Source organism: Aerococcus vaginalis, assembly GCF_053762225.1.
In genome coordinates, this window is sequence record NZ_JBSMYC010000002.1 from 197,375 (window position 1) to 219,383 (window position 22,009).

At 46.5% G+C, this 22,009-nt stretch carries 22 protein-coding genes; 20 read left to right on the forward strand and 2 right to left on the reverse strand.

What is annotated here, in order from left to right:
• The first annotated feature begins 1 nt into the window (after nucleotide 1).
• The 10 genes from ACWOEX_RS03175 (at nucleotide 2) to gatB (ending at nucleotide 13,429) form a co-directional block, all read left to right on the forward strand.
• Nucleotides 2–2,827 carry an FtsX-like permease family protein gene (locus ACWOEX_RS03175; protein ID WP_455297917.1) on the forward strand — a complete coding sequence of 942 codons (2,826 nt, stop codon included), beginning with the start codon at nucleotides 2–4 and terminating at the stop codon, nucleotides 2,825–2,827.
• Nucleotides 2,828–2,840: 13 nt separating this feature from the next.
• Nucleotides 2,841–3,554 (forward strand): AzlC family ABC transporter permease, encoded by a 714-nt coding sequence (locus tag ACWOEX_RS03180; RefSeq protein WP_455297919.1) that lies wholly within the window; start codon nucleotides 2,841–2,843, stop codon nucleotides 3,552–3,554.
• Complete coding sequence (locus ACWOEX_RS03185) at nucleotides 3,551–3,868, forward strand: AzlD domain-containing protein (protein WP_455297921.1); 318 nt, start codon at nucleotides 3,551–3,553, stop codon at nucleotides 3,866–3,868. The genes ACWOEX_RS03180 and ACWOEX_RS03185 overlap by 4 nt, the downstream gene beginning before the upstream one ends.
• Before the next feature lie 22 nt (nucleotides 3,869–3,890).
• Nucleotides 3,891–4,499, forward strand: a complete 609-nt coding sequence (locus ACWOEX_RS03190; RefSeq protein ID WP_455297922.1) for a glycoside hydrolase family 73 protein — start codon at nucleotides 3,891–3,893, stop codon at nucleotides 4,497–4,499.
• 96 nt (nucleotides 4,500–4,595) lie between these two features.
• A complete protein-coding gene (locus ACWOEX_RS03195; RefSeq protein ID WP_455297924.1) occupies nucleotides 4,596–7,034 on the forward strand; it encodes a UvrD-helicase domain-containing protein in 2,439 nt (812 codons plus the stop codon).
• Between the two features lie 17 nt (nucleotides 7,035–7,051).
• Nucleotides 7,052–9,049, forward strand: a complete 1,998-nt coding sequence (gene ligA, locus ACWOEX_RS03200; protein WP_455297926.1) for an NAD-dependent DNA ligase LigA — start codon at nucleotides 7,052–7,054, stop codon at nucleotides 9,047–9,049.
• Nucleotides 9,050–9,090: 41 nt separating this feature from the next.
• A complete protein-coding gene (locus tag ACWOEX_RS03205) occupies nucleotides 9,091–10,206 on the forward strand; it encodes a CamS family sex pheromone protein (protein WP_455297928.1) in 1,116 nt (371 codons plus the stop codon).
• Nucleotides 10,207–10,225: 19 nt separating this feature from the next.
• Nucleotides 10,226–10,537: an Asp-tRNA(Asn)/Glu-tRNA(Gln) amidotransferase subunit GatC gene (gene gatC / locus ACWOEX_RS03210; protein WP_455297930.1), complete on the forward strand. Its 312-nt coding sequence runs from the start codon at nucleotides 10,226–10,228 to the stop codon at nucleotides 10,535–10,537.
• Nucleotides 10,537–11,988, forward strand: a complete 1,452-nt coding sequence (gene gatA / locus ACWOEX_RS03215; RefSeq protein WP_455297932.1) for an Asp-tRNA(Asn)/Glu-tRNA(Gln) amidotransferase subunit GatA — start codon at nucleotides 10,537–10,539, stop codon at nucleotides 11,986–11,988. Before gatC ends, gatA begins: the two co-directional genes overlap by 1 nt.
• A 13-nt stretch (nucleotides 11,989–12,001) precedes the next feature.
• Nucleotides 12,002–13,429 (forward strand): Asp-tRNA(Asn)/Glu-tRNA(Gln) amidotransferase subunit GatB, encoded by a 1,428-nt coding sequence (gene gatB / locus ACWOEX_RS03220; protein WP_455297934.1) that lies wholly within the window; start codon nucleotides 12,002–12,004, stop codon nucleotides 13,427–13,429.
• A 62-nt stretch (nucleotides 13,430–13,491) separates the two neighbouring features.
• Here the strand turns inward: gatB and ACWOEX_RS03225 are convergent, their stop codons facing one another.
• Entirely contained in the window at nucleotides 13,492–14,091 is a 600-nt protein-coding gene (locus ACWOEX_RS03225) for a PepSY domain-containing protein (RefSeq protein WP_455297935.1), read from the reverse strand.
• 180 nt (nucleotides 14,092–14,271) lie between these two features.
• Between ACWOEX_RS03225 and rlmD the strand changes: the two genes are divergently transcribed.
• Nucleotides 14,272–15,642, forward strand: a complete 1,371-nt coding sequence (gene rlmD / locus ACWOEX_RS03230; RefSeq protein ID WP_455297937.1) for a 23S rRNA (uracil(1939)-C(5))-methyltransferase RlmD — start codon at nucleotides 14,272–14,274, stop codon at nucleotides 15,640–15,642.
• 24 nt (nucleotides 15,643–15,666) lie between these two features.
• On the forward strand, nucleotides 15,667–16,287 hold the full coding sequence (locus ACWOEX_RS03235) for an NUDIX hydrolase N-terminal domain-containing protein (protein ID WP_455297938.1): 621 nt from the start codon (nucleotides 15,667–15,669) through the stop codon (nucleotides 16,285–16,287).
• A 253-nt stretch (nucleotides 16,288–16,540) separates the two neighbouring features.
• Here the strand turns inward: ACWOEX_RS03235 and ACWOEX_RS03240 are convergent, their stop codons facing one another.
• Complete coding sequence (locus ACWOEX_RS03240; RefSeq protein ID WP_455297939.1) at nucleotides 16,541–16,843, reverse strand: rhodanese-like domain-containing protein; 303 nt, start codon at nucleotides 16,841–16,843, stop codon at nucleotides 16,541–16,543.
• 372 nt (nucleotides 16,844–17,215) lie between these two features.
• Between ACWOEX_RS03240 and ACWOEX_RS03245 the strand changes: the two genes are divergently transcribed.
• From ACWOEX_RS03245 to ACWOEX_RS03280, 8 genes are all read left to right on the forward strand, one after another.
• The gene (locus tag ACWOEX_RS03245; RefSeq protein ID WP_455297941.1) at nucleotides 17,216–17,371 is read left to right on the forward strand and encodes a DUF3953 domain-containing protein; all 156 of its coding nucleotides are present in this window, start codon (nucleotides 17,216–17,218) and stop codon (nucleotides 17,369–17,371) included.
• 167 nt (nucleotides 17,372–17,538) lie between these two features.
• Nucleotides 17,539–17,976, forward strand: coding sequence for an RrF2 family transcriptional regulator (locus tag ACWOEX_RS03250; protein ID WP_455297942.1), 438 nt, complete (start codon nucleotides 17,539–17,541; stop codon nucleotides 17,974–17,976).
• Nucleotides 17,963–19,282, forward strand: a complete 1,320-nt coding sequence (gene merA / locus ACWOEX_RS03255) for a hypothiocyanous acid reductase MerA (RefSeq protein WP_455297944.1) — start codon at nucleotides 17,963–17,965, stop codon at nucleotides 19,280–19,282. Before ACWOEX_RS03250 ends, merA begins: the two co-directional genes overlap by 14 nt.
• A 102-nt stretch (nucleotides 19,283–19,384) precedes the next feature.
• A complete protein-coding gene (locus ACWOEX_RS03260; protein ID WP_455297946.1) occupies nucleotides 19,385–19,624 on the forward strand; it encodes an HTH domain-containing protein in 240 nt (79 codons plus the stop codon).
• Nucleotide 19,625: 1 nt separating this feature from the next.
• A complete protein-coding gene (locus ACWOEX_RS03265; protein ID WP_455297947.1) occupies nucleotides 19,626–20,579 on the forward strand; it encodes an ROK family glucokinase in 954 nt (317 codons plus the stop codon).
• Between the two features lie 24 nt (nucleotides 20,580–20,603).
• Nucleotides 20,604–20,777: a hypothetical protein gene (locus ACWOEX_RS03270; protein ID WP_455297949.1), complete on the forward strand. Its 174-nt coding sequence runs from the start codon at nucleotides 20,604–20,606 to the stop codon at nucleotides 20,775–20,777.
• Nucleotides 20,778–20,858: 81 nt separating this feature from the next.
• Nucleotides 20,859–21,410 carry a hypothetical protein gene (locus ACWOEX_RS03275; RefSeq protein WP_455297951.1) on the forward strand — a complete coding sequence of 184 codons (552 nt, stop codon included), beginning with the start codon at nucleotides 20,859–20,861 and terminating at the stop codon, nucleotides 21,408–21,410.
• Nucleotides 21,407–21,808 carry an HIRAN domain-containing protein gene (locus tag ACWOEX_RS03280; RefSeq protein WP_455297952.1) on the forward strand — a complete coding sequence of 134 codons (402 nt, stop codon included), beginning with the start codon at nucleotides 21,407–21,409 and terminating at the stop codon, nucleotides 21,806–21,808. Before ACWOEX_RS03275 ends, ACWOEX_RS03280 begins: the two co-directional genes overlap by 4 nt.
• The last annotated feature ends 201 nt before the right edge of the window (nucleotides 21,809–22,009 follow it).

Consider the following 22,009-nt stretch of genomic DNA (forward strand, 5'->3'; position numbering starts at 1 on the left):
TATGACGAAGAAAACATTACGAAAAGAAACATATCGCGAAATTTTCTCAAACATTCTGCGCTTTATCGCATTAGTCGGTATTATCACGCTCGGTACGGGCTTTTTTGTCGGTATTCGTGCTGTCGCGCCAGATATGCGTCAGACGTCCAGCGATTACTACAATCAGCAACAGCTTGAAGACCTTTCTCTAACAGCGACGTACGGCTTGGAAGACCAAGACGAGGCGATCCTAGCCACCGTTTCAGGGATTGATTATCAATCGGTTCGCTATGTTGATGTGGAAAATACTGAAGATAACGGTGTGCTGCGTGTCTATCCGATGACAGATGATGACAGTTTCAACCAATTTCAGCTGGTGGATGGGCGATTACCAGAAGCAGCCGATGAAATTGCGATCGATGCGGAAGCACCGGAACTGAGCGCCAACTATGCGATCGGTGAAACCATCAGCTTTGATACTGCGAAGGACCTTTTGCCTGAGCATCAAGCGGAAGGCATGAACGACCTCAAGAACCGTACCTATACGATTGTGGGGACGGTGCGTTCACCGAAATTTATTAATCGTGCCAATAATCGTGGCTACACCGCAATCGGTAAAGGAACGATCGATGCGTTTGCGGTCACACAATCAGATGAAATCTCAGGGAATCAGACGAACGCCTTTGCGATTCGATTAACGGATGATCGCAGCGATATCTATGATGAAGCATATCAGGATAAGGTTAACGCAAAACAGGATGAAATCGATCAAGCGTTCGAAGCGCGCCAGGATGAAGTGACTGCGGAAGTTAAACAAAGTGCGCGTGATGATCTTGAAGAACAGAAGCAAGAATTAGAAACAGCGAAACAGACGATCGCCACGCAAGAGGCCCAACTCGATAATGCGTGGGCACAATTGCGGGCAGCACAAGCTGAATATCAAACACAGCTCAATCAGGCGTGGCAAGCTTTCCCATCTGGACAAGCTCCCGTGCAAGTGGCAGTACCGCTGCAGCAGACTGCACAGCAACTCGAACAGATGGCAGCGCAGTTAAATCAAAACCAAGCGCAATTCGATGCCCAGGTCAGTGAAGTTACGCAACAAACGGCCGACGCAGAACAACAGCTCAACGATGCTGAAGCGCAGATTGACCAGCTACCGAATGCGAATTACCAGGTTGAAGCGACAGCATCATCCGGTGTGATCAGTGAATACGGCGATAATGCGAACCGTATTGCAGCGATTGCGCGTGTCTTCCCGTGGTTATTCTTCCTTGTGGCAGCGATGGTCACCTTCACGACGATGACGCGTATGGTCGATGAACAGCGCACGCAGATGGGAACGATGAAAGCGTTCGGTTACAGCACCAAAGACATCGTTCAGAAATATGTCATTTATGCAGGGACGGCCTGCTTCATCGGTAGTGCAGTCGGCATTTTGATTGGGAATTATCTCTTCCCAACGATTATTTACACAGCCTATCAATTGTTATATGATTTACCGGATATCAGTTATCAATGGGTGTGGTTCGATATCGTCATGACTATTGCGATCGCCATCCTCACCTCAGTGGTACCAGCTGCCGTGACTGCATGGCGCAGTTTAAACGTTCACGCGGCCGAACTGATGCGTCCAAAACCGCCGAAACAAGGGGAACATATTTTTATCGAACGCTGGCACTGGTTCTGGGATCGCCTCTCCTTCATGTCGAAGATTACGCTCCGCAATCTTTTCCGTTACAAATGGCGTAACAGTATGACGGTGATCGGTATCATCGGCTGTACGGCATTGATTTTGACGGGATTTGCGATCTCAGATTCCGTGGTGGATATCCCGGATGAACAGTTCGATATGATTGAGAAGTACGATGCGGGGGTCAGTCTCGCCAATCAGCTCGAGAATTCAGATATCAATGAAGTGATCACTAAAGTTGAAGATCAGGAACCTGAGGCACAGGTTTTACCGCTCTATGTGGACACTTATCGTACCGCACAGGATGGCGAACAGACACATGATGTCAATCTCAATGTGATCGATTCAGACAGCGACTATCGGGATTTCTATTTATTAGAATCAACCGTCGATCAGGACCGCTTAACGTTACCGAACGACGGGGCACTGATTACGGAAAAAATTGCACGCCTATTATCGCTCGATGTCGGTGACACGCTCACACTTGAGGACGATCAGGGTGAAACCGTAGAATTCCCCGTCAAAGGCATCGTGAAGAACTATATCTTCCATAATGTGTTCGTGACGCCAGCTGTCTTTGAAGCGGCAACGGGTCAAAATATGACCGCTAATCGATTAAATATCCAGATGCCGGTCGGCGATAAAGCGGCTCAGGATCAATTTTCAGAAGACTTGATGGCAGATGATGACCGTATTCGTACGATCTTCTTTACGCAGACGATCAAGGAAAGTTTTGCGGGTACATTAGATACGCTCTCTCAAGTGACAGTGGTATTGATTGTCGCTGCAGCTCTCTTAGCCTTTATCGTGCTCTATAACTTACAGAGTGTGAACGTGTCTGAACGTATGCAGGAGCTATCCACTATTAAGGTTCTCGGTATGTATTCAAGAGAAGTGACCGCCTACCTTTACCGTGAAACGTTCCTCTTGACACTTGTCGGTATTGCGATCGGCCTGATCAGTGGATATTTCCTGACAGATTACATCATGACGACGGTTGAGATCGATCAGATGGTCTTCCCAACACGTGTGAACGGTTTGAGTTATCTCTATGCGATCGGCTTGACCTTACTCTTCTCGACGATTGTTATGTTGATTATTCATCGTCGTTTGAAGAAGATTGACATGGTGGAGGCTCTCAAAGGAACAGAATAGGAGGAATATTTAAGTGAAAGAAGAAATGTGGCGCGGATTGAAACAGTCCGCGCCGGTTGCGCTCAGCTATATCCCGCTCAGTTTGATGGCGGGGATTCTGAGTGCACAGGCAGATATGCAGTGGTGGCAAGTGCTGATTATGACGATGGGTGTCTTCAGTGGTTCCGGACAGCTCGCAGCGCTCGGGTTAGTGCTCGCCGGGGCTTCGATCAGTGAAGTAATGATCGCCTTGATGTTGATTACCATGCGTCAGGTGCTTTACTCCGTCACCCTCTATACGTACACAGCGGATCAGCCGCTCTGGAAAGGATTGTTACTTTCCTTTATGACGTCTGATGAGGCATTCGTCATCAACACGACACGCTTTGATGAAAACCAGGAATCACCAGAAAATCCGTGGACGATTAATGATGCGATCTGGTGTGCCTTCTTTCCGTATTTAACGGGATCGGTAGCGACGGTTGCTGGGATGGTGTTAGAAAATGCATTAGATATTCCGGTGGATATTACGAATTTCTTGGTTACCGCGATGTTTATCGGTTTACTATTGCCGAAGTTTGAAACACGCGTCAATGTGGTGATCAGTATCATCGGTGTTGTCGGTGCGTTGATTTTACAGATGTTCTTGCCATCACACGTTGCGATGCTGATCATGACGTTGATCGCTGCAACGGCTGGCTACTTGATTTTTAAACCGGAACTCGTGAAGGAGGCGCGTGGCGAATGAATTTAACATTACTTGTTTTCCTAACGTCGGCCCTCTGTGTCACGTATCGTTTAGTGCCAATGATGATTGCCAGAAAAGTCCCAGTACCGCTCAGTGTGCGTATCGTACTCAAGCATATTCCAGTGGCGATTTTTGCGATTATGATCGCATTGGATGTTTTCTTTTGGAATTCGCAGTTTAGCCTGAATCCTTTCGTCAATCTGAAGTTGATTGCGGCGGTCGTTTCCGTTGTGGCGGCCTTATTAACAAAAGATTTACTGGTGACGATGTTAGTGGGTACTGGAACGTTGGCAGTATTGATGTTACTCATCTAGATGTAGAAAGGAATGAGGACGCATGGCGAGACGGCGACGCTATCGCAAAAAGCGTATGCAACAAATCATCGCAGGGTCAGCCGCGCTACTTGCCGTGCTCGCCTTGATTCTCTCCGTCTGGTGGTTCGGTGTCAAACTTGAAACGCATGATGAGACGCTGACGCACGAGGAATTCCTCGGTGTTATCGGTCAATACGCGATGGATGAATATGCAACGAGTGGCGTGCTACCGAGCGTCGTCACTGCACAGGCAGCGTTGGAATCCGACTACGGCGCGAGCGACCTGAGCAAAGATTATAATAACCTCTTCGGCTACAAAGCTTCGCCTGGCGAACGCTCCGTGCGCATGCCGACCAAAGAATTTCAGGATGGCGAATGGCAGACGATTGAAGATGATTTCAAGGTGTATCGTAGCTGGCGACAATCGGTCAAAGATCACGGCTGGCTCATGCAGCATGGTGTCTCGTGGGATCATGACCTCTATCAGAATGTGATTGCGGCGTCGGATTATGAAACCGCAGCGTACGCGCTGGTCAATGCTGGCTATGCGACGGATCCCGGCTATGCCGAAAAACTCATTCATATTATCGAAACCTATCAGCTCGATCTGCTTGATCAGCAGGTGATATAAACATTAAAATTGGAATCGTTTTTAACGGTTCCTTTTTTATTTCGTGAAAACTGTCTGTGTTATAATACGAAAGATTAGAATGGAGGATACGAGGCGATGACGACGGATTTATTAAGTGGATTGAATGACAAGCAACGTGAAGCCGTGCAACTCACCGAGGGCCCGCTCTTAATTCAAGCAGGTGCTGGTAGTGGGAAGACGCGCGTCTTGACGTATCGCATGGCGTATTTACTACAGGAGAAGGATGTCGATCCGAGACGTATCTTGGCGATTACCTTCACCAATAAAGCCGCCAACGAGATGAAAGAACGTGTCCAACAGCTGATCGGTGAAGCATCCAGTGGCATGTGGGTCTCAACGTTCCACTCAATGTGTGTGCGTATCTTGAGACGTGAAGCGGAAGCAATCGGGCTCTCGCGTTCATTCACGATTGCGGATCCTGCTGGGCAGTTGAGCTTGATCAAGGACATCATGAAACGACTCAACATTGACAAGGATCGTTTCCAACCGAAAATGATTCTCGGGAAAATTTCCGATGCCAAAAATAACCTCGAAACTCCCGCACAGTATCGCATGAATCATAGTGATTTTATCGAAGAAAAGATTGCAGACTGTTACGAAGCGTATCAGGAAGCACTTGAAGCGGCGGATGCGTTAGATTTTGATGATTTGATCATGAAGACCGTGCAGCTCTTCAAATCAGAACCAGAAATCTTGCGTTACTATCAACAGAAATTCCAATATATCCACGTTGATGAATATCAGGATACGAACGAAGCGCAGTATCAGCTCGTCAAAATGCTCGGTGACTACTTCAAAAACATCTGTGTCGTTGGGGATGCCGATCAGAGTATCTACGGCTGGCGCGGTGCCAATATGGAAAACATCCTGAACTTTGAGGAAGATTATCCAAATTGCCATACGGTGTTATTGGCACAGAACTACCGTTCCACCAAAAACATTTTAGCGGCTGCGAATGCGGTCATCGACAACAACACACTGCGCAAACCAAAGGAACTCTGGACATCGAATGCGGAGGGTGACAAAGTTGGTTACTTCGAAGCTAGTACGGACAGCGAAGAACAGCAATTTGTGGTGAAAAAGATCGAAGAAATCCGTGAATCGAAACAGAAACGTTATAGCGACTTTGCGATTCTCTACCGTACGAATGCGCAATCGCGTGCGATGGAAGAACGACTCGTGAAGGCGGATATTCCCTATCACATCGTCGGCGGTGTAAAATTCTACGACCGTAAGGAAATTAAGGACGTGCTCGCCTACTTGCGTCTGTTGGCGAATCCAAACGACAACTTGAGTTTCGATCGTATCGTCAATGAACCGAAACGAAGCATCGGCGCAACGACGAAGGATAAACTCTATCGCTATGCGGACAGTCAGGGGATTTCCTATCTCGAAGCGGCGAATCAAGCGAGCGTGATCGGGATTACGGGACGTGCTGAGAAAGGTTTGCGCGATTTCGTTAAACTGTTTGTTGAACTGAAGCAACAGCGTGAATTTTTGAATTTGACGGAGCTCACCGAACAAGTGATTGACCGTTCCGGTTACCGCAAAGCGCTCGAGCATCAGAATACCTTGGAAGCCGAAACGCGTCTCGAAAATATCAACGAATTCCTATCGGTAACGAAGGCATTCGATGAGCGTTTCCAGAATGGTGAACTCGATATGGAGATGTTGAGGGAATTGGCAGCTGGTGCATCCGCGGACGATTCCGAAGAGACAGCAACAGAACCAACCGGGACCGTCTTTTATGCGGAACAGGATCTCTTTAGCGATGATGGTGAGCTATCAACAGCGGTGGCGGATGATGCTTCCGAAAATACAGAAGACGCATTAACGATTTTCTTGACCTTGTTATCACTCGATAGTGGTGAAGATACCGGTGAACACGATGATGAAGTCACGTTGATGACACTGCATGCGGCGAAAGGTTTGGAATTTCCGGTCGTATTTATGATCGGCATGGAAGAAGGGATTTTCCCGCTCAGTAAAGCAGCTGATGACGAAGAGGCGTTAGAAGAAGAGCGTCGTCTCGCGTATGTTGGAATTACGCGCGCAGAGGAGAAACTCTTCATTACTTCGGCTCAGACACGTCTGTTATACGGACGTCATCAGTACAATGCGCGCTCACGTTTCGTTGAAGAAATTGGAATGAAAATGCTCGATCAAATCCCACAGGCGAATACACTCGGGAACTATCATCAGAGCATGGCGCAGCAACGCCAACGCTTCCAAGCCAAACGTGCCTACAAACGTCGCAAATCGCATCGCCCAGATGATGATAAACGGTCGGTCTTTTCACGCGGTGGTCAGAAGAAAGCCGCTACAACCACTGCTGTAGAGACACCGAGTTGGCAGGCGGGTGATGTCGTTTATCACAAGAAATGGGGCAAAGGACGGGTTGTCAGTGCGAAAGCAATCCGCAATGATCAACAGTTGGATGTAGCATTCAGTGGACAAGGTGTGAAGACGCTGATGGCTGGTTTTGCGCCGATTGCGAAGACACCGTTTGAATAAACAGGAGGAAGATAATCATGGCAGAGTTATCGCCACAAGCAGAAATTCAAGAATTGGTCGAACGACTCAATCGCTATGCCTATGAATATTACGTGTTGGATCAGTCGACGATTTCCGATCAGGAGTATGACCACGCCTATCGCAAACTGGAAGACCTAGAAAAAGCACATCCAGAGTTCGTATTGGAAGAATCCCCAACTCAGCGTGTCGGCGATGTGATCTCGGAGAATTTACCGAAAGTCACGCATGAGGTGCCGATGCTTTCGATGAATGATGTGTTCTCGTTTGAGGAAGTCGATCAGTACGTCGATAGCGTAACGAATCGTCTAGGTAAAACGCCCGCCTTTGTTTGCGAATTGAAGATCGACGGTTTGTCAGTCGCTTTAAAATACGATGAAGGGCGTTTGGTACAGGCGGCCACGCGTGGGAATGGGACGATCGGCGAAGACATTACCAATAATGTCAAAACTATTCCGTCCGTACCATTGAAATTACAGGAGCCATTGACGGTTGAAGTGCGTGGTGAAATTTTTATGCCGAAGCAGGCGTTTATTGATCTGAATGAAAAGCGTGAAGCAGAGGGTCAACCAACGTTTGCGAATCCACGCAATGCGGCTGCGGGAAGCGTGCGCCAACTCGATTCACGAATTGCGCGCGAACGTCGCCTCGACGTCTTTCTCTACACGGGCGTATTCAGTGATGAATTAGCGATCGATACGCAGGAAAAAATGTTTCAGCAATTCAAAGCATGGGGCTTGCGTCACGATACGCACTTTGAAGTTTGTGAGAGTAAGGAAGACATCCACAAATATATTGAGCGGATGACCGAACAGCGCCACGAACTGCCTTATGACATCGATGGGATTGTCATCAAAGTGAATGATTACGCAGCCCGTGAAACGCTCGGCAATACCGTCAAAGCACCGCGCTGGCAGGCAGCTTACAAGTTCCCGGCTGAAATTGCGGAAACGACACTCCGAGCGATTGAGTGGACGGTCGGCCGTACGGGTGTCGTGACACCGACTGCGGTATTCGATGCGGTCGCTTTAGCGGGAACGACCGTAAAACGTGCGACTTTGCATAACGAGGATTATATCCAGATGAAGGATATTCGTCTCGGGGATACGATCACACTCTACAAAGCGGGCGACATTATTCCGGAAGTTGATCGCGTCATTAACGAGAAACGTCCAGATGACAGCCAGCCGTATGAACCGCTGCGTACCTGTCCGGAATGCGAGAGCGAACTCGTCCATCTCGAAGATGAAGTCGCCCTCCGCTGTATCAATCCAGCGTGTCCGGCACAGGCGAAGGAACGTCTCAATCACTTTGTCTCTCGTGCCGCAATGGATATTTCAGGCGTTGGTCCCAAAGTCCTTGCACAGCTCTTTGACAATGACCTCGTGCGTGATCCGAGTGACCTTTATCAGCTCACAAAAGAACAACTCATCGCGCTCGATCGTGTCGGTGAACGTTCCGCTGAAAACATGCTTCAGGCAATCGCGGACAGTAAAGATAATTCGCTCGAACACTTACTCTTTGGGCTCGGTATCCGTCACGTCGGCAGTAAGGTTGCGAAAGATCTCGCCAAACATTTTGAAACGCTCGATGCGTTGATTGCGGCAACATCCGAAGAAGTTGCGTCGATTGATGGTGTTGGCGAAGTGATGGCGGATGCGATCGCTACTCATTTTGCGAATGAAGAAGTGATCGCCTTGATTGAGCGACTCAAAACAGCCGGACTCAATATGTCTTATACCGGTGCGAAAACACCCGTCGTCTCAGACAGTTTCTGGCAGGGAAAGACCGTCGTATTGACTGGGAAATTAGAAAAATACACGCGTCCTGAAGCCAAAGAAGCCATCGAAGCGCTCGGCGGTAAAGTGACCGGTTCTGTATCGAAGAATACAGATATTCTCGTGGCTGGTGAAGATGCCGGCAGTAAACTCACTAAGGCGGAAGCGCTCGGTATTACAATTTTTAATGAAAACGATCTAGACGAACGCTTGGCGTGATTCATGGTATACTAGCTAAGTGACGGAGAGGAGGAAAACGTGTGGAAATCAAGCATCTGAAACGATCGGGTGCGCTCGTAGCGCTCGCCCTGTTTTTAGTAGGGTGTCAAACCGTTCCCAATACGGATGATGTTGCACCGGCTGAGACGGATCAGACCGCGCAGACAGAGGTAGAAGAAGCTGAAGGAAACCAAATCGGTGTTTCCTATTATCAACCGTTTATCAAAGATGATCGCTATGTCGTCAATACGGCGCGCGGCTTGACGGCTGGTGAAACATCAGAAGCGAATCGTATGAATATGGAAATGCAGGTGTATCAAGGGATGCAAGAGACATTTCCAACTGACCAGTACATGATTCAAGAAGGCCAGTCGATCAATGAAGAGACGCTAGCGGAGTGGTTATCGCGGAAGTCGGAGGATCACCCTTCAGGATTGAATCCTGAGGACATAAACGTGCCACGCTATCTCAATACGATTCTGGGCTTTGATTTGTATCACGCAACTGGTGATGAAAATCAAACACTCGGTGGGTTAACGTTAGGTATCGCGATCAATAACGCCGATCAACCGAACGATGATCAAGAGGCTGTAGCGATCGATCAGGATACGGCTCTAGAACAGGGGAAGGCGATCGCACAGGAAGTCTTGAATCGTTTGCGCAGTAGCGATAAGTACGTTGACGTACCGATTCAATTCTTTATTTTTCACAATGCGCCCGCTGATGATATCAGTGGTGGCGAAATGCTCTCCAGTACCGTCGTTAGTGAAGATAGTACCTCGTTCGGCGATTGGACAGACACTAACGTGATGAACGTCGCTTACGGCGTCGAGGAAGCACCGAATAAGGAAGATACCACCTTATTCGAGCGCTATCGCAACGAGATCGAGGACTTCTTCCCTGAATTATCCGGGCTCGCCGGTATTGGCAGATATGAGGATGGTCGCCTGGATGGTTTGGATATTAAGATTACAACCCCGGTGAACGGGTATAGCGAAACGATTGCGCTTTTGAAACATGCGGGGGATGTGGCGAATAATACCTTTAACCAGGGGATTCGCATCACGATTACCGCAAAAGGTCCGAGTGGCATCACCGGACAAGCCATTCGTGAAGCAAAAACGGCGAACTTTGTTATTCAGCCAACCGTACAATAAGACTTTGAAGGAGGATCATATGAGCACAACGATTGATGCAGAAATGTATAAAAAAATTGCCGCACTGGCAAAGTTAGAGTTCAGTGAGGAAGAAGTTGCTGAGAATGCTGGAACACTTGACAACATCTTGGCAATGGTTGAACAATTAAACGAAGTGGATACTGAAGGAGTAGATATCCTACGTTCCGGTATCCAATTGAAAAACGTCATGCGCGAAGATGAACCTGAAGAAGGTATGTCACGCGATGAATTGATGAAGAACGTCCCTACCGAAAAAGACGGCTTCATCCACGTACCAGCAACATTTGATGAGAGTGAGGGAAATGCCTAATGAGTCGATATGATGAAACCATTCTTAGCTTAAACCAAGCACTCGTAAACGGTGAAAAAACGTCCGTTCAGCTCGTTGAAGAAGCATTCGAACGTATCGAACAGCTTGACGGTGAATTGAACGCCTTTATCACCTTGAATAAGGAAGACGCACTCGCACAAGCCAAAGCAAGCGATGAAAAAGGCTACAGTACCGACCGCCCATTGCAGGGCATTCCGCTCGGTATCAAAGACAACATCGTCACTAAAGACTTGAAGACTACAGCGGCTTCTCGTATTTTGGAAAACTTCATTCCAATTTATGACGCGACCGTTATGGAAAAATTGAACGCAGCCGGTGCTATCACAATCGGTAAATTGAACATGGACGAATTTGCCATGGGTGGTTCCAGCGAAACGAGTTACTTCGGGCCAGTGAAAAACGCCTGGGATCACACTCGTGTACCGGGTGGTTCTTCCGGTGGTTCTGCAGCAGCTGTTGCGAGTGGTGAAATTGTCGGTGCCTTAGGTTCTGATACAGGTGGTTCCATCCGTCAGCCTGCATCCTTCAACGGTATTGTCGGTATGAAACCAACTTACGGTCGTGTCTCACGTAACGGCTTGATCGCTTTCGCCAGCTCATTGGATCAGATCGGACCGATGACACGTACGGTCGAAGATAACGCCATCATGATGGAAGCAATCTCTGGTTTAGACCCACGCGATTCTACAACGGGTGATGTTGACGTACCAAACTACCTCGAACATCTCCGTGACGGTATCGAAGGAATGAAGATTGCCGTACCGCGCCAATTCTTCAAAGAAGGAACAGATGAAGAAGTCACCGCACAGATCAAGAAAGACATCGAAATCTTAGAATCTCTCGGTGCCACTGCTGAAGAAGTTGACTTGGAACACATGCACTATGGTATTCCGGTCTACTACATCGTGGCATCATCCGAAGCATCCTCGAACTTACAACGTTTCGACGGTATTCGTTACGGTTACCGTGCGGATGATGTGAAAGACCTCGAAGATCTCTTCGTTCGTTCACGTTCTGAAGGTTTCGGTGACGAAGTGAAACGTCGTATCATGCTCGGAACCTTCTCACTTTCTTCCGGTTACTACGACGCCTACTTCAACAAAGCAGGTAAAGTTCGTCAGTTAATCGCACAGGAATTCGCGGAAATCTTTGAAAACTACGACATTATCGCGGGTCCAGTATCACCAACAACTGCATTCAAGATTGGTGAACGTACAGACGACCCAGTAGCTATGTACATGTCCGACTTGTTGACGGCTCCCGTGAACTTGGCCGGTCTACCAAGTATTTCCGTACCTGGTGGATTCGACAGCAACGGTATGCCAATCGGTTTACAATTGATCGGTAACCACTTCGAAGAGGACACGCTCTATCGTGCCGCTTACGCCTTCGAACAAGCAACCGATTTCCACACCAAACACCCGGAATAAGGAGGAAGCGCACGTGAATTACGAAACAGTCATCGGACTTGAAGTCCACGTTGAATTAAAAACAAAGAGTAAAGTCTTTTCACCGTCACCGACCAGTTTCGGTGCAGATCCAAATACCAACACGAACGTGATCGACTGGGGTTACCCAGGGGTTTTACCAGTCGTTAACAAAGGTGCGATCGAATACGGTTTGAAAGCCGCAACCGTTTTGAACTGTGCAATCAACCCAGTACAACGCTTCGACCGCAAAAACTACTTCTACCCAGATAACCCGAAAGCCTACCAGATTTCCCAGCTCGACCACCCATTAGGTGAGAACGGCTACCTCGAAATCGAAGTTGACGGCGAAAAACGCAAGATCGGTATCGAACGTATCCACTTGGAAGAAGACGCTGGTAAAAACGTTCACGATAGCACGGGAACTTCTGTTGACTTGAACCGTCAGGGTACGCCATTGGTTGAAATCGTGTCTAAACCAGACATGCGTTCACCAGAAGAAGCTTACGCCTACCTCGAACGTTTGCGCGAAGTGATCTTATACAGTGGTATCTCTGACGTGAAGATGGAAGAAGGTTCCATGCGTTGTGACGCCAACATTTCCATCCGTCCATACGGTCAGGAAGAATTCGGTACCAAGACTGAAATCAAGAACTTGAACTCCTTCAACAATGTTCGTCGCGGTCTCGCTTACGAAGAACAACGTCAAGCACGCATTCTAAACAAAGGCGACAAGGTCGTGCAATCAACCTTGCGTTGGGACGACGCACACAAGAAAACCATCTTGATGCGTGTCAAAGAAGGAGAATCTGACTACCGTTACTTCCCAGAACCAGACATTCCTGACTTTGAAGTGAGCGATGAATGGTTGAAAGAAATTCAAGCAGACATCCCAGAAATGCCAGAAAAACGTCGCGAACGCTACGTTGAACAGTATGGCTTACCTGTATACGACGCTGGTATCTTGACGCAGACCGTCGAAATGTCCAACTTCTTCGACGAAACCGTCAAAGCCGGTGCTGACGCCAAATCTGCTGCGAACTGGTTGATGGGGGAAGTGTCCGCCTACTTGAACGATAAGGACACTACCTTCGATGAAATCGGCTTGACGCCAGAAAATTTGACTGAAATGATCAAGTTGATCGCAGACGGCGTGATTTCTTCTAAGATTGCGAAGAAAGTTTTCAAACACTTGGCAGAAGAAGGCGGCAGTGCTAAAGCTTTCGTTGAAGAACAAGGTCTCGCTCAGATCTCTGACGAAGCAACTTTGAAACCATTGATCGAAGAAGCGATGGCTAACAACCCGCAATCCATTGCCGACTACAAGAAAGGTAAGAAGAAAGCGAAAGGTGCCTTGGTTGGTCAGATCATGAAAGCCACAAAAGGTAAAGCCGATCCGAAGATTGTCGACCAATTATTGGTTGAAGCTTTGGAAAATGCTTAAGCATAAATGCATAACAAAAGCGCTGGAACAAGTATTCCAGCGCTTTTTTATGTGGTTGATAATTAGTAATCAATATCTAACACTTTACCGTTCGTCGCGTCGAGTTCGACTTCGACATCACGGTCATTCATTTCTTGGTATTCAATGTCGTAGATGAGTTTGCGATCGTCTTCCTTGAGTTCCACTTCATGGATCAATTCCTCGCCCGTCTCATCGCGCGCGATTTGAATGGCCTGATCGATTTCAATGATATCGGCGAGATCAATCGGATTGCGACGCGTCGCCCAGCGTTGGGCTTTACTGTTTTTGAATTCGTCCTGCCATTCGTTAATGACATTACCATTCGTCGCATCGATAGCAACTTGATACTCGTTGTCTTTATCGACACCATGCAGTGTGTAGTACGGTCCGCGGTTATCGTTCTTCAATGACACGCCGGTTAATGCAACGTCCGCATACGTCTCAGAAAAGGTTTCGAAGGCTTCCTCGAGCGTAACTTCGATTCCCATATTGCTATCCTGGTTTTCTGCATTAGTGTTCTGTGTCTGCGCCGTTTGATTATCGACTGGGCGTTCAGTGCCAGGATTCGGTCTATCATCATCACATGCGGCGAGCAGCGTGCCCACCAACACAGTCAAACCGATTGTTGTGGCTTTGTTCATTTGTTGATCGTCCTTTCTGGTATATCGCTTTCAAGTTAACTTAGGCTATATTAACAGTAAAAATCCGTAAAGAAAAGTAATCACGCAGAAATCAGCAGGATTTAACGCTATCTTAAACAATCGACTTGGTAAAACATCCGGCTGTGCTAGAATAGAGAAACGAACAGAGGAGGAATCAGCGTGGCCAAAGCAACTGCCCCAATACGAAAAAATGATGAACTGACCGTCGAGATTATCGACCTATCCTATGAGGGACTCGGTGTCACTAAAGTCGATAACTATCCGATCTTCGTGACAGATGCCTTACCGGGAGAAAAATGTCTTATCCACATCACCAAAGCGCAGATCCGTTACGCCTATGCGAAGGTAATTGAACGTTTGAACGATGCACCGGAGCGTGTCACTTTCGATGATGAAGCACTGCTCAAAACGGGGACACTGCCGCTCGTCCATTTGAGTTATGACGCACAGCTCGACTTCAAACGCCAACAAGTCGTCCACAACTTACATCGCGAACACCTCGATGAACTGGTCGACGTGAAACCGACACTCGGGATGGCTGAACCGTGGCAGTATCGCAATAAAGCGCAGGTGCCAATCGGCGGGAAGACGGGCGAACTCTATACTGGATTCTACCGTCGCCGTTCGCACGACATCATCCCATTAACCGACTACCGCATTCAATCCAAAACCATTGACGATACGCTTCAGAAAGTCATTGCCGTCCTGAACAAATATGAGATCTCCGCCTACGATGAACGCACGCATCGCGGCCTGATTCGCCACGTAATCGTTAGAGAAGGTTACCATACTGAGGAACAGATGGTGATTTTGGTGGTAAATGCGAAGCAATTACCGCATGAAGCGGAAATTATCAAGGATCTCAAAACCGCACTGCCACAGCTAACGTCACTCGTCTTGAATCAGAATACTAAGCGAACGAACGTCATTCTCGGTCGTAATGAACGCATCCTGTTCGGCAACCCATACTACACCGACAAACTCTGCGGACTGACTTTCCGCATCTCGCCGCAATCCTTCTATCAGGTAAACAGCGCCCAGACGGAAGTGCTGTACGATCAGGTGCTCAAAAACGTCGGCCTCACCGGCAACGAAACCGTCATCGATGCTTACTGTGGGATCGGCACGATCACGCTCGCACTCGCCAAACATGCCAAACACGTATATGGCGTTGAAATCGTCGAACAGGCGATCGACATGGCCAAGGAAAATGCGACGTTGAATCAGATCGAAAACGTCACCTTCACCGCTGACCGCGCCGAAGACTGCATGCCGCGCTGGGTAGATGAAGGGATTGATCCGGATGTTGTCGTGGTTGATCCACCGCGCAAAGGACTCGCTCAGCCGTTTATCGATAGCGTCCTTGACGTAAAACCGGACAAACTTATCTATGTCAGCTGTAACCCGAGCACCTTAGCCCGTGACCTCCGCCAATTCGTCGACGGTGGGTACCAGATCGAGAGTGTGCAGCCAATAGACATGTTCCCGCAGACGAATCATGTAGAGAGTGTGACGGTGTTGACGAGATAATATTGAATCTGACGAGGTGATACTATGGATAATAACGAACGCTGGTTAGAGTGGGCGATCGAATTGCAGAGTTTAGCGCAAGCCGGCCTAACATATGGCAAAGATGTGTATGACAAGGAGCGTTACGAGAGAATTAGAGAAATTTCTGGAGAAATGATTGCGTACAAATCGGATATCTCAACAGAAAAGGTAAAAGATCTGTTTTGCAATGAAACGGGATATCAAACGCCGAAAATTGACACTCGCGCAGCCATTTTTGAAAACGACAAAATCTTGCTTGTTCAAGAAAATAATGGCAAATGGTCATTGCCGGGTGGCTGGGTTGATGTGAATGTCTCTGTTGGCGAGAACGTCATCAAAGAAGTCAAAGAAGAATCCGGTTTAGATGTCAAAGTTGAACAAGTGATCGCTGTTCAAGATAGAACGAAACATAATTTGCCTGTTTATGCTTACGGTGTGTGCAAAGTTTTTGCGCAATGTTCAGTAATCGGCGGACAGTTTGAACCAAATATTGAAACAACTGGTTTTCAATATTTTGCGGAAGATGAATTACCTGAATTGGCAACAGAAAAGAATAATAAAGAACAAATAAGTCTATGCTTCGAAGCCTACCACGCCGATAATTGGCAAACGATATTAGAATAGCTAATAATAACTTATACATTCATAAAATAGATATATTTTTGAAGAGGAGATGTCAAGCGCCATTTCCTCTTTTTTGGTTTTATACCACTTTGAGTACAAAAAAAACTGATGAAAAAATATATTTCTCATCAGTCGAATTTATTTATGAATTGATAAAAAAGCCCTCTCCGTGGTCCGCATGTAGGAAACTACATTAAGCGTGGAGAGATTCTGTTAAATTGATAGTAGCATACAAAGATGAACAGTCAACGAATTACTTTTCTTCCGGATTATAATCCAAAATTCCACCGATATTCTGTGCGTTAGTGTAGCCGAAGTCTTTCAGTTGTTCTACAGCCATGGCTGAGCGTCTCCCACTGCGGCAGTAGACGAAAAGCGGCGTTTCCTTATCGCTCACTTCTTCTGTGATGCGATCGATCTGATCCAGTGGAATATTGATGGCTTCATCGATATGTCCCTCAGCGAACTCATCCGCACCTCTCACGTCGATGAGTTTTGCGTTAGGTGTTTGCTGGTACTGTTTCACGCCTTTGTTGATATCCATTTCTTGATTCATAGCGATAACCTCCATTAGTTATTTTTTATGTTAGTACTATTATACTCTCTATGTGATTTAAGGAAATGGTAGTGCTGTGTCAAAATACTTATAGTTTGTATAAGCGTTTTCATTCTTAATACAAAGTTAAATATTATCGTATTGATTTCTGAAAAATAAGAGGTAAAGTAGGCACAAATAGGAGTTTTCTATAGTACTGATTGCTTCATCAACCACATCAGACTGGGGTGAGTCGTATGAATGCTAAGAGTAAAAAATTATTTTTTCTGTTTTGTTTATGGTCCTTGCAATCTGGTTATCGCTGATCATTTTAGGCTTATGCACATATTATAGCGTTTAACATGGTTATGCATCTTGAAAGGAGACAATCACATGGGATTCTATGCAATGGTTATATCGTTGCTGATCGGTATCTGTCTAATTGCTTTTGGCGTGATGCACAGAAAGACTGACGCTTGGTATAAACTGGCGCTTGTGCTCGGAATAGTATTGGTTCTTTTTGCAGTGTATTTGGGGTTTCCTAAGTGATGAAGAAACTATATCAACACAGAATTTTTGAGGGTGTTTAATGGTAGTACTACCAAAGAAACGACGTAAATCCACACAAGCGCCATTTCGCATGGTGTTTTTTTGTTGACAAGTGATTTTAAAGGGATATAATGTAATTATAAAAGTTACAATAAAATGGTGATTGGATGAATTTATGTTTTAATATTGCGATCCACGCGCTGACATTTTTGGTGAAGCATGCGGATGAGAAATTCACATCCGAAGAATTGGCAGATTTGATCTGCGTGAATCCCGTTCAATTGCGCAATGTGATGCGTGAATTAGTGGCGGAAGGCTACGTGCATTCGAAGAAAGGGAAATCCGGTGGTTACTCGGCGATGCCTGGGGTGGACGCCTTGCCGTTGTCTGAGCTGTTTGAGTTATTTAGACAGACACCGCTCGACAACCGCGTGATTACGGGTGAACCGGATAGTCACTGCATGATTGCCAGAAATATCGGTGATTATCTCGTGGATATGAATGACGTGGAACATCAGATTTTGAAACAATTTTACGCCACGCGCACGATCGCGGACGTACTAGTTGATATTGAAGCAAAGGAGCAGGCACATGAAACAGTATGATATTGTCGTTATTGGATTCGGAAAAGCAGGTAAGACATTCGCTAAATTTTCTGGGCAGCAAGGAAAGAAAGTGGCGATGATCGAAGCCTCAAACAAGATGTACGGCGGAACATGTATCAACATCGCCTGTATCCCAACCAAGGTACTCGTTGAAGCCGGAAATGAGGGATTAAGTTACAGTGACGCGATGCAACGCAAATTTGATGTCGTTGCGGCATTAAACAAGAAAAACTACCTCAACCTCGCTGATGAAGAAAACATCGATGTAATCGATGGTACCGCGACATTTACCTCAAACAAGGAAGTGGCAATCGACTTAGTGGATGGTGGCACTGAAACGGTGACGGGGGACGTTATCCTTATCAATACCGGTGCTTCCGCAAATGAATTGCCGATCGATGGCATTGAGAGTTCCTTCGTTTATGATTCTACATCGCTCATGGAATTGAAGACGCAACCAAAACGTCTAGTGATTGTCGGTGGTGGGTATATCGCCATCGAATTCGCATCGATGATGGCAAGCTTCGGTACGGCGGTAACGGTGCTCGAACGTTCTGAACAAGTGATGAAGCGCGAAGATCCAGATGTGGTTGACGCTGTATTGAAGGATATGGTAGACAAAGACATCACGATTGTGACAGGTGTAGATACTGAAAAGATCACAGATTCTGATGACTTTGCGACTTTACATACCTCAAAAGGTGACTTCGATGCGGAAGCGATTTTAGTCGCAGCGGGTCGTCATCCAAACACTGAAAACCTAGGTCTCGAAAACACCGATATTCAAGTCGGCGAACGCGGCGAAGTCGTTGTGGATGAAAAACTTCAAACGGCTGTCGATGGTGTGTACGCTGCTGGTGACGTTGTCGGCGGTATGCAGTTCACTTACAAATCACTCGATGATTTCCGTATCATCAAAAGTCAGGTCTTTGGCGATGGTAGCCGTACGCAGGAAAACCGTGGTGCAATTCCGTATTCTGTCTTCATCACACCTGTACTTTCTCGTATCGGTTTAACCACGAAAGAAGCCGAAGAAAAAGGCTATAATGTCGCTGAAAACATCTTGCCAGTTAACCAGATTCCGCGTCACAAGATTAACAATGATCCGCGTGGTCTCTTTAAAGTTGTGATCGACAAAGACAGCGAGTTAATCCTTGGCGCTACACTTTACGGTAAAAATGCCGAAGAATTAATCAACTACATCAAGATGGCAATGGATAACAAGATTTCATACACCTACATTCGTGATGCGATCTTCACACATCCAACCATGATCGAATCATTCAACGACTTAATGAAATTCTAATCACGAATTACACTGACAACCCAGATCAAGCGGTCTGGGTTTTTGTATGCCTAAATGCATGTGACGGAAGTAGCGTGTGCATAGTATAATGAATGCGTGTGAATGAGGGATTGTAAAAATGACACTCAAAAATTAAAATCAGATGCTAGAAGACAACAGATAATAAGAATCATCAAGGAAAATCCTAAAATCACATCATTAGATTTGGCGAGAATCTTTTCACTTACGGAAAGAACAATCAAAAGGGATTTGAAGCTATTAACAGATAAAGGCATCATTAACTATGAAGGAAGCTCTAAAGACGGGCGTTGGACAATTATTGAACAGACAGAGGAGAGATAACATGACACAGAAAATTATCGGTATCGATTTAGGCGGCACATCCGTGAAGATGGCGCTCATATCATTGAACGGGGCGATTGAAGATCAGTGGTCAGTCCCAACCAACATTGAAGATGCGGGATCACACATCGTTCCAGATATTATTGATAGTGTGAAGTCATACTTATCCGCTCACGAGATGACTGAATCGGATATTCAAGGAATTGGTATGGGAAGTCCGGGACAGATCGACCCAGAAAAAGGGACCGTCAAAGGCGCATACAATCTAGGTTGGGCCGAAACCCAAGAAGTCAAAAGCAAGTTCCAAGAGACATTTGATGTGCCATTTGTGATTGATAATGATGCGAACGTCGCAGCACTCGGCGAACAGTGGAAAGGTGCCGGGAATAACGAACCCGACGTCATTTTTGTCACGCTCGGTACCGGTGTCGGCGGTGGGATCGTGCTTGGTGGCGAATTGATTCACGGTGCTGCAGGAAGTGCTGGCGAAATTGGCCATATGGTGGTTGATACGAACGGCTTCGCATGTACCTGCGGCAACCGCGGTTGCTTGGAAACGGTAGCCAGCGCAACAGGGATCGTACGTCTCGCTAAAGTCGAAGCGAAGCAAAATGGCTATGACTCGCCACTCAACGCCATGATCGCAGATGACACGATTTCAGCCAAAAAAGTCTTCGATGCCGCTAAAGCAGACGATGCTTTAGGACGTGAAGTTGTTGATCAGTTCGCGAATTACTTAGGATTAGCGTGTGGTCAGCTTGGGAACGCCCTCAACCCTAACAAGATCGTTATCGGCGGTGGTGTGTCCGCAGCAGGTGAATTTTTACTCGAAAAAGTCAACGAAAAATTCCAGCAATACGCTTTCTCCTCTGTCAAAGACAGCACCTCACTCGCGCTCGCAACACTTGGTAATGATGCCGGTATTCTCGGCGCCGCAAGTTTAGTACGTGAATAGTCGTTCGGAATCGGAGGTGAGATAATGGGCGAGGTTATCCAATTAGCAATTATTAGAGAACTATCAGAAGAACTCGAGCGCCTGAATCAGGAGTTGTCGGACTTATTCTACGAACGCGATCATCTCAAACTCGTGGTCTGCGAGAATATCCAGACGCAGTATATGTTGGTGTTCGGCTATTTGGAGTATGAACTGTAGCGCTGTTATCTCCAGTTCTATCGCTTACGCCGGAAAAAGGAACTGCTCCAGATCAAAATTAACCGTCAGGAAGCGATTGATTTGGACAGCATTGATTCGCAGTTAGACTTAGAGTTCGCTGAATACCAACAACAGCTTAACGAAAAATTCGAAGAGATTGAGGAAGCGCTAGAGCGTGCGGAATTGGAATCCCTATCTGAAGCGGATAGTCAGCAGATCAAGAAACTGTATCGCGCGATTGTAAAGCGCCTGCATCCCGATCTTCATCCGAACGTGACAGAGCGAGAAATTCGCTTATTCAAACTGGCGACCGAAGCCTATAAAATGGGCGATCTCGATACGATCTGGACGATTTATCAAATGATGGACGATCTCTCTGATGATTTGGAAGCGTCAACAACCCTCGACTATCTCAAACAAAGAATCGAAACGTTGACCAAAACCATCAAGAATGTCAAATTTGAAATCAAACGCATTAAATCGAATGTGCCCTATGTTTTGAGAAAGTATCTGATCACCCAAACCGCAAAAAATGAGAAAAAAGCGGTACTCGAGCGGGATATCGACGCTTATAAACAAGCGATCCGCACGCAGGAAGAAGCGATAGAACAGTTAATGAGGCGAGTCAAATGAGCGATTTAATCACTACGGACCAAGAGCATTTACTGCCGTACCTGCATAGTAAGGAGATGGGACTGGAAATCCCAACGCCATTTGCGCACGATATTTTTTTGTTCGACACGCATATCGCCGGGACGACGCATATCGAGTCTATCGATCAGATTGTGCAGACACTTCAGAGCGATGACAAACTGATCTTCTATCGTGAACCACAAAATGAACACGATCCGCAGGCAATTCGTATTGAAACCATGAACGAACAGAAAATCGGTTATATCCCGCAACAGGATAATATTGTTTTTGCGCGATTAATGGACGCAGGTAAGGAACTCTTCGGCAAAGTCACAAAGATCGAACAGTACGGCAACTGGTGGCGTATCGCGATCAAAATTTATATGCATGAAAGGTGATGGTCCTCGATGAACTTTTACTATTCTAATGGTGAGATATGGGAAAATACCTATGCTAGATATGATGAACAAATGACATGCTATCCATATTTGGGCGATCAATGTTTTCTTATCACACATCATTTTCAGGATATAGATGTTATTAGAGAACAAGTGAAGAATATTTCTAAGAACGGGTATCACTATATCAATATTTTCGGT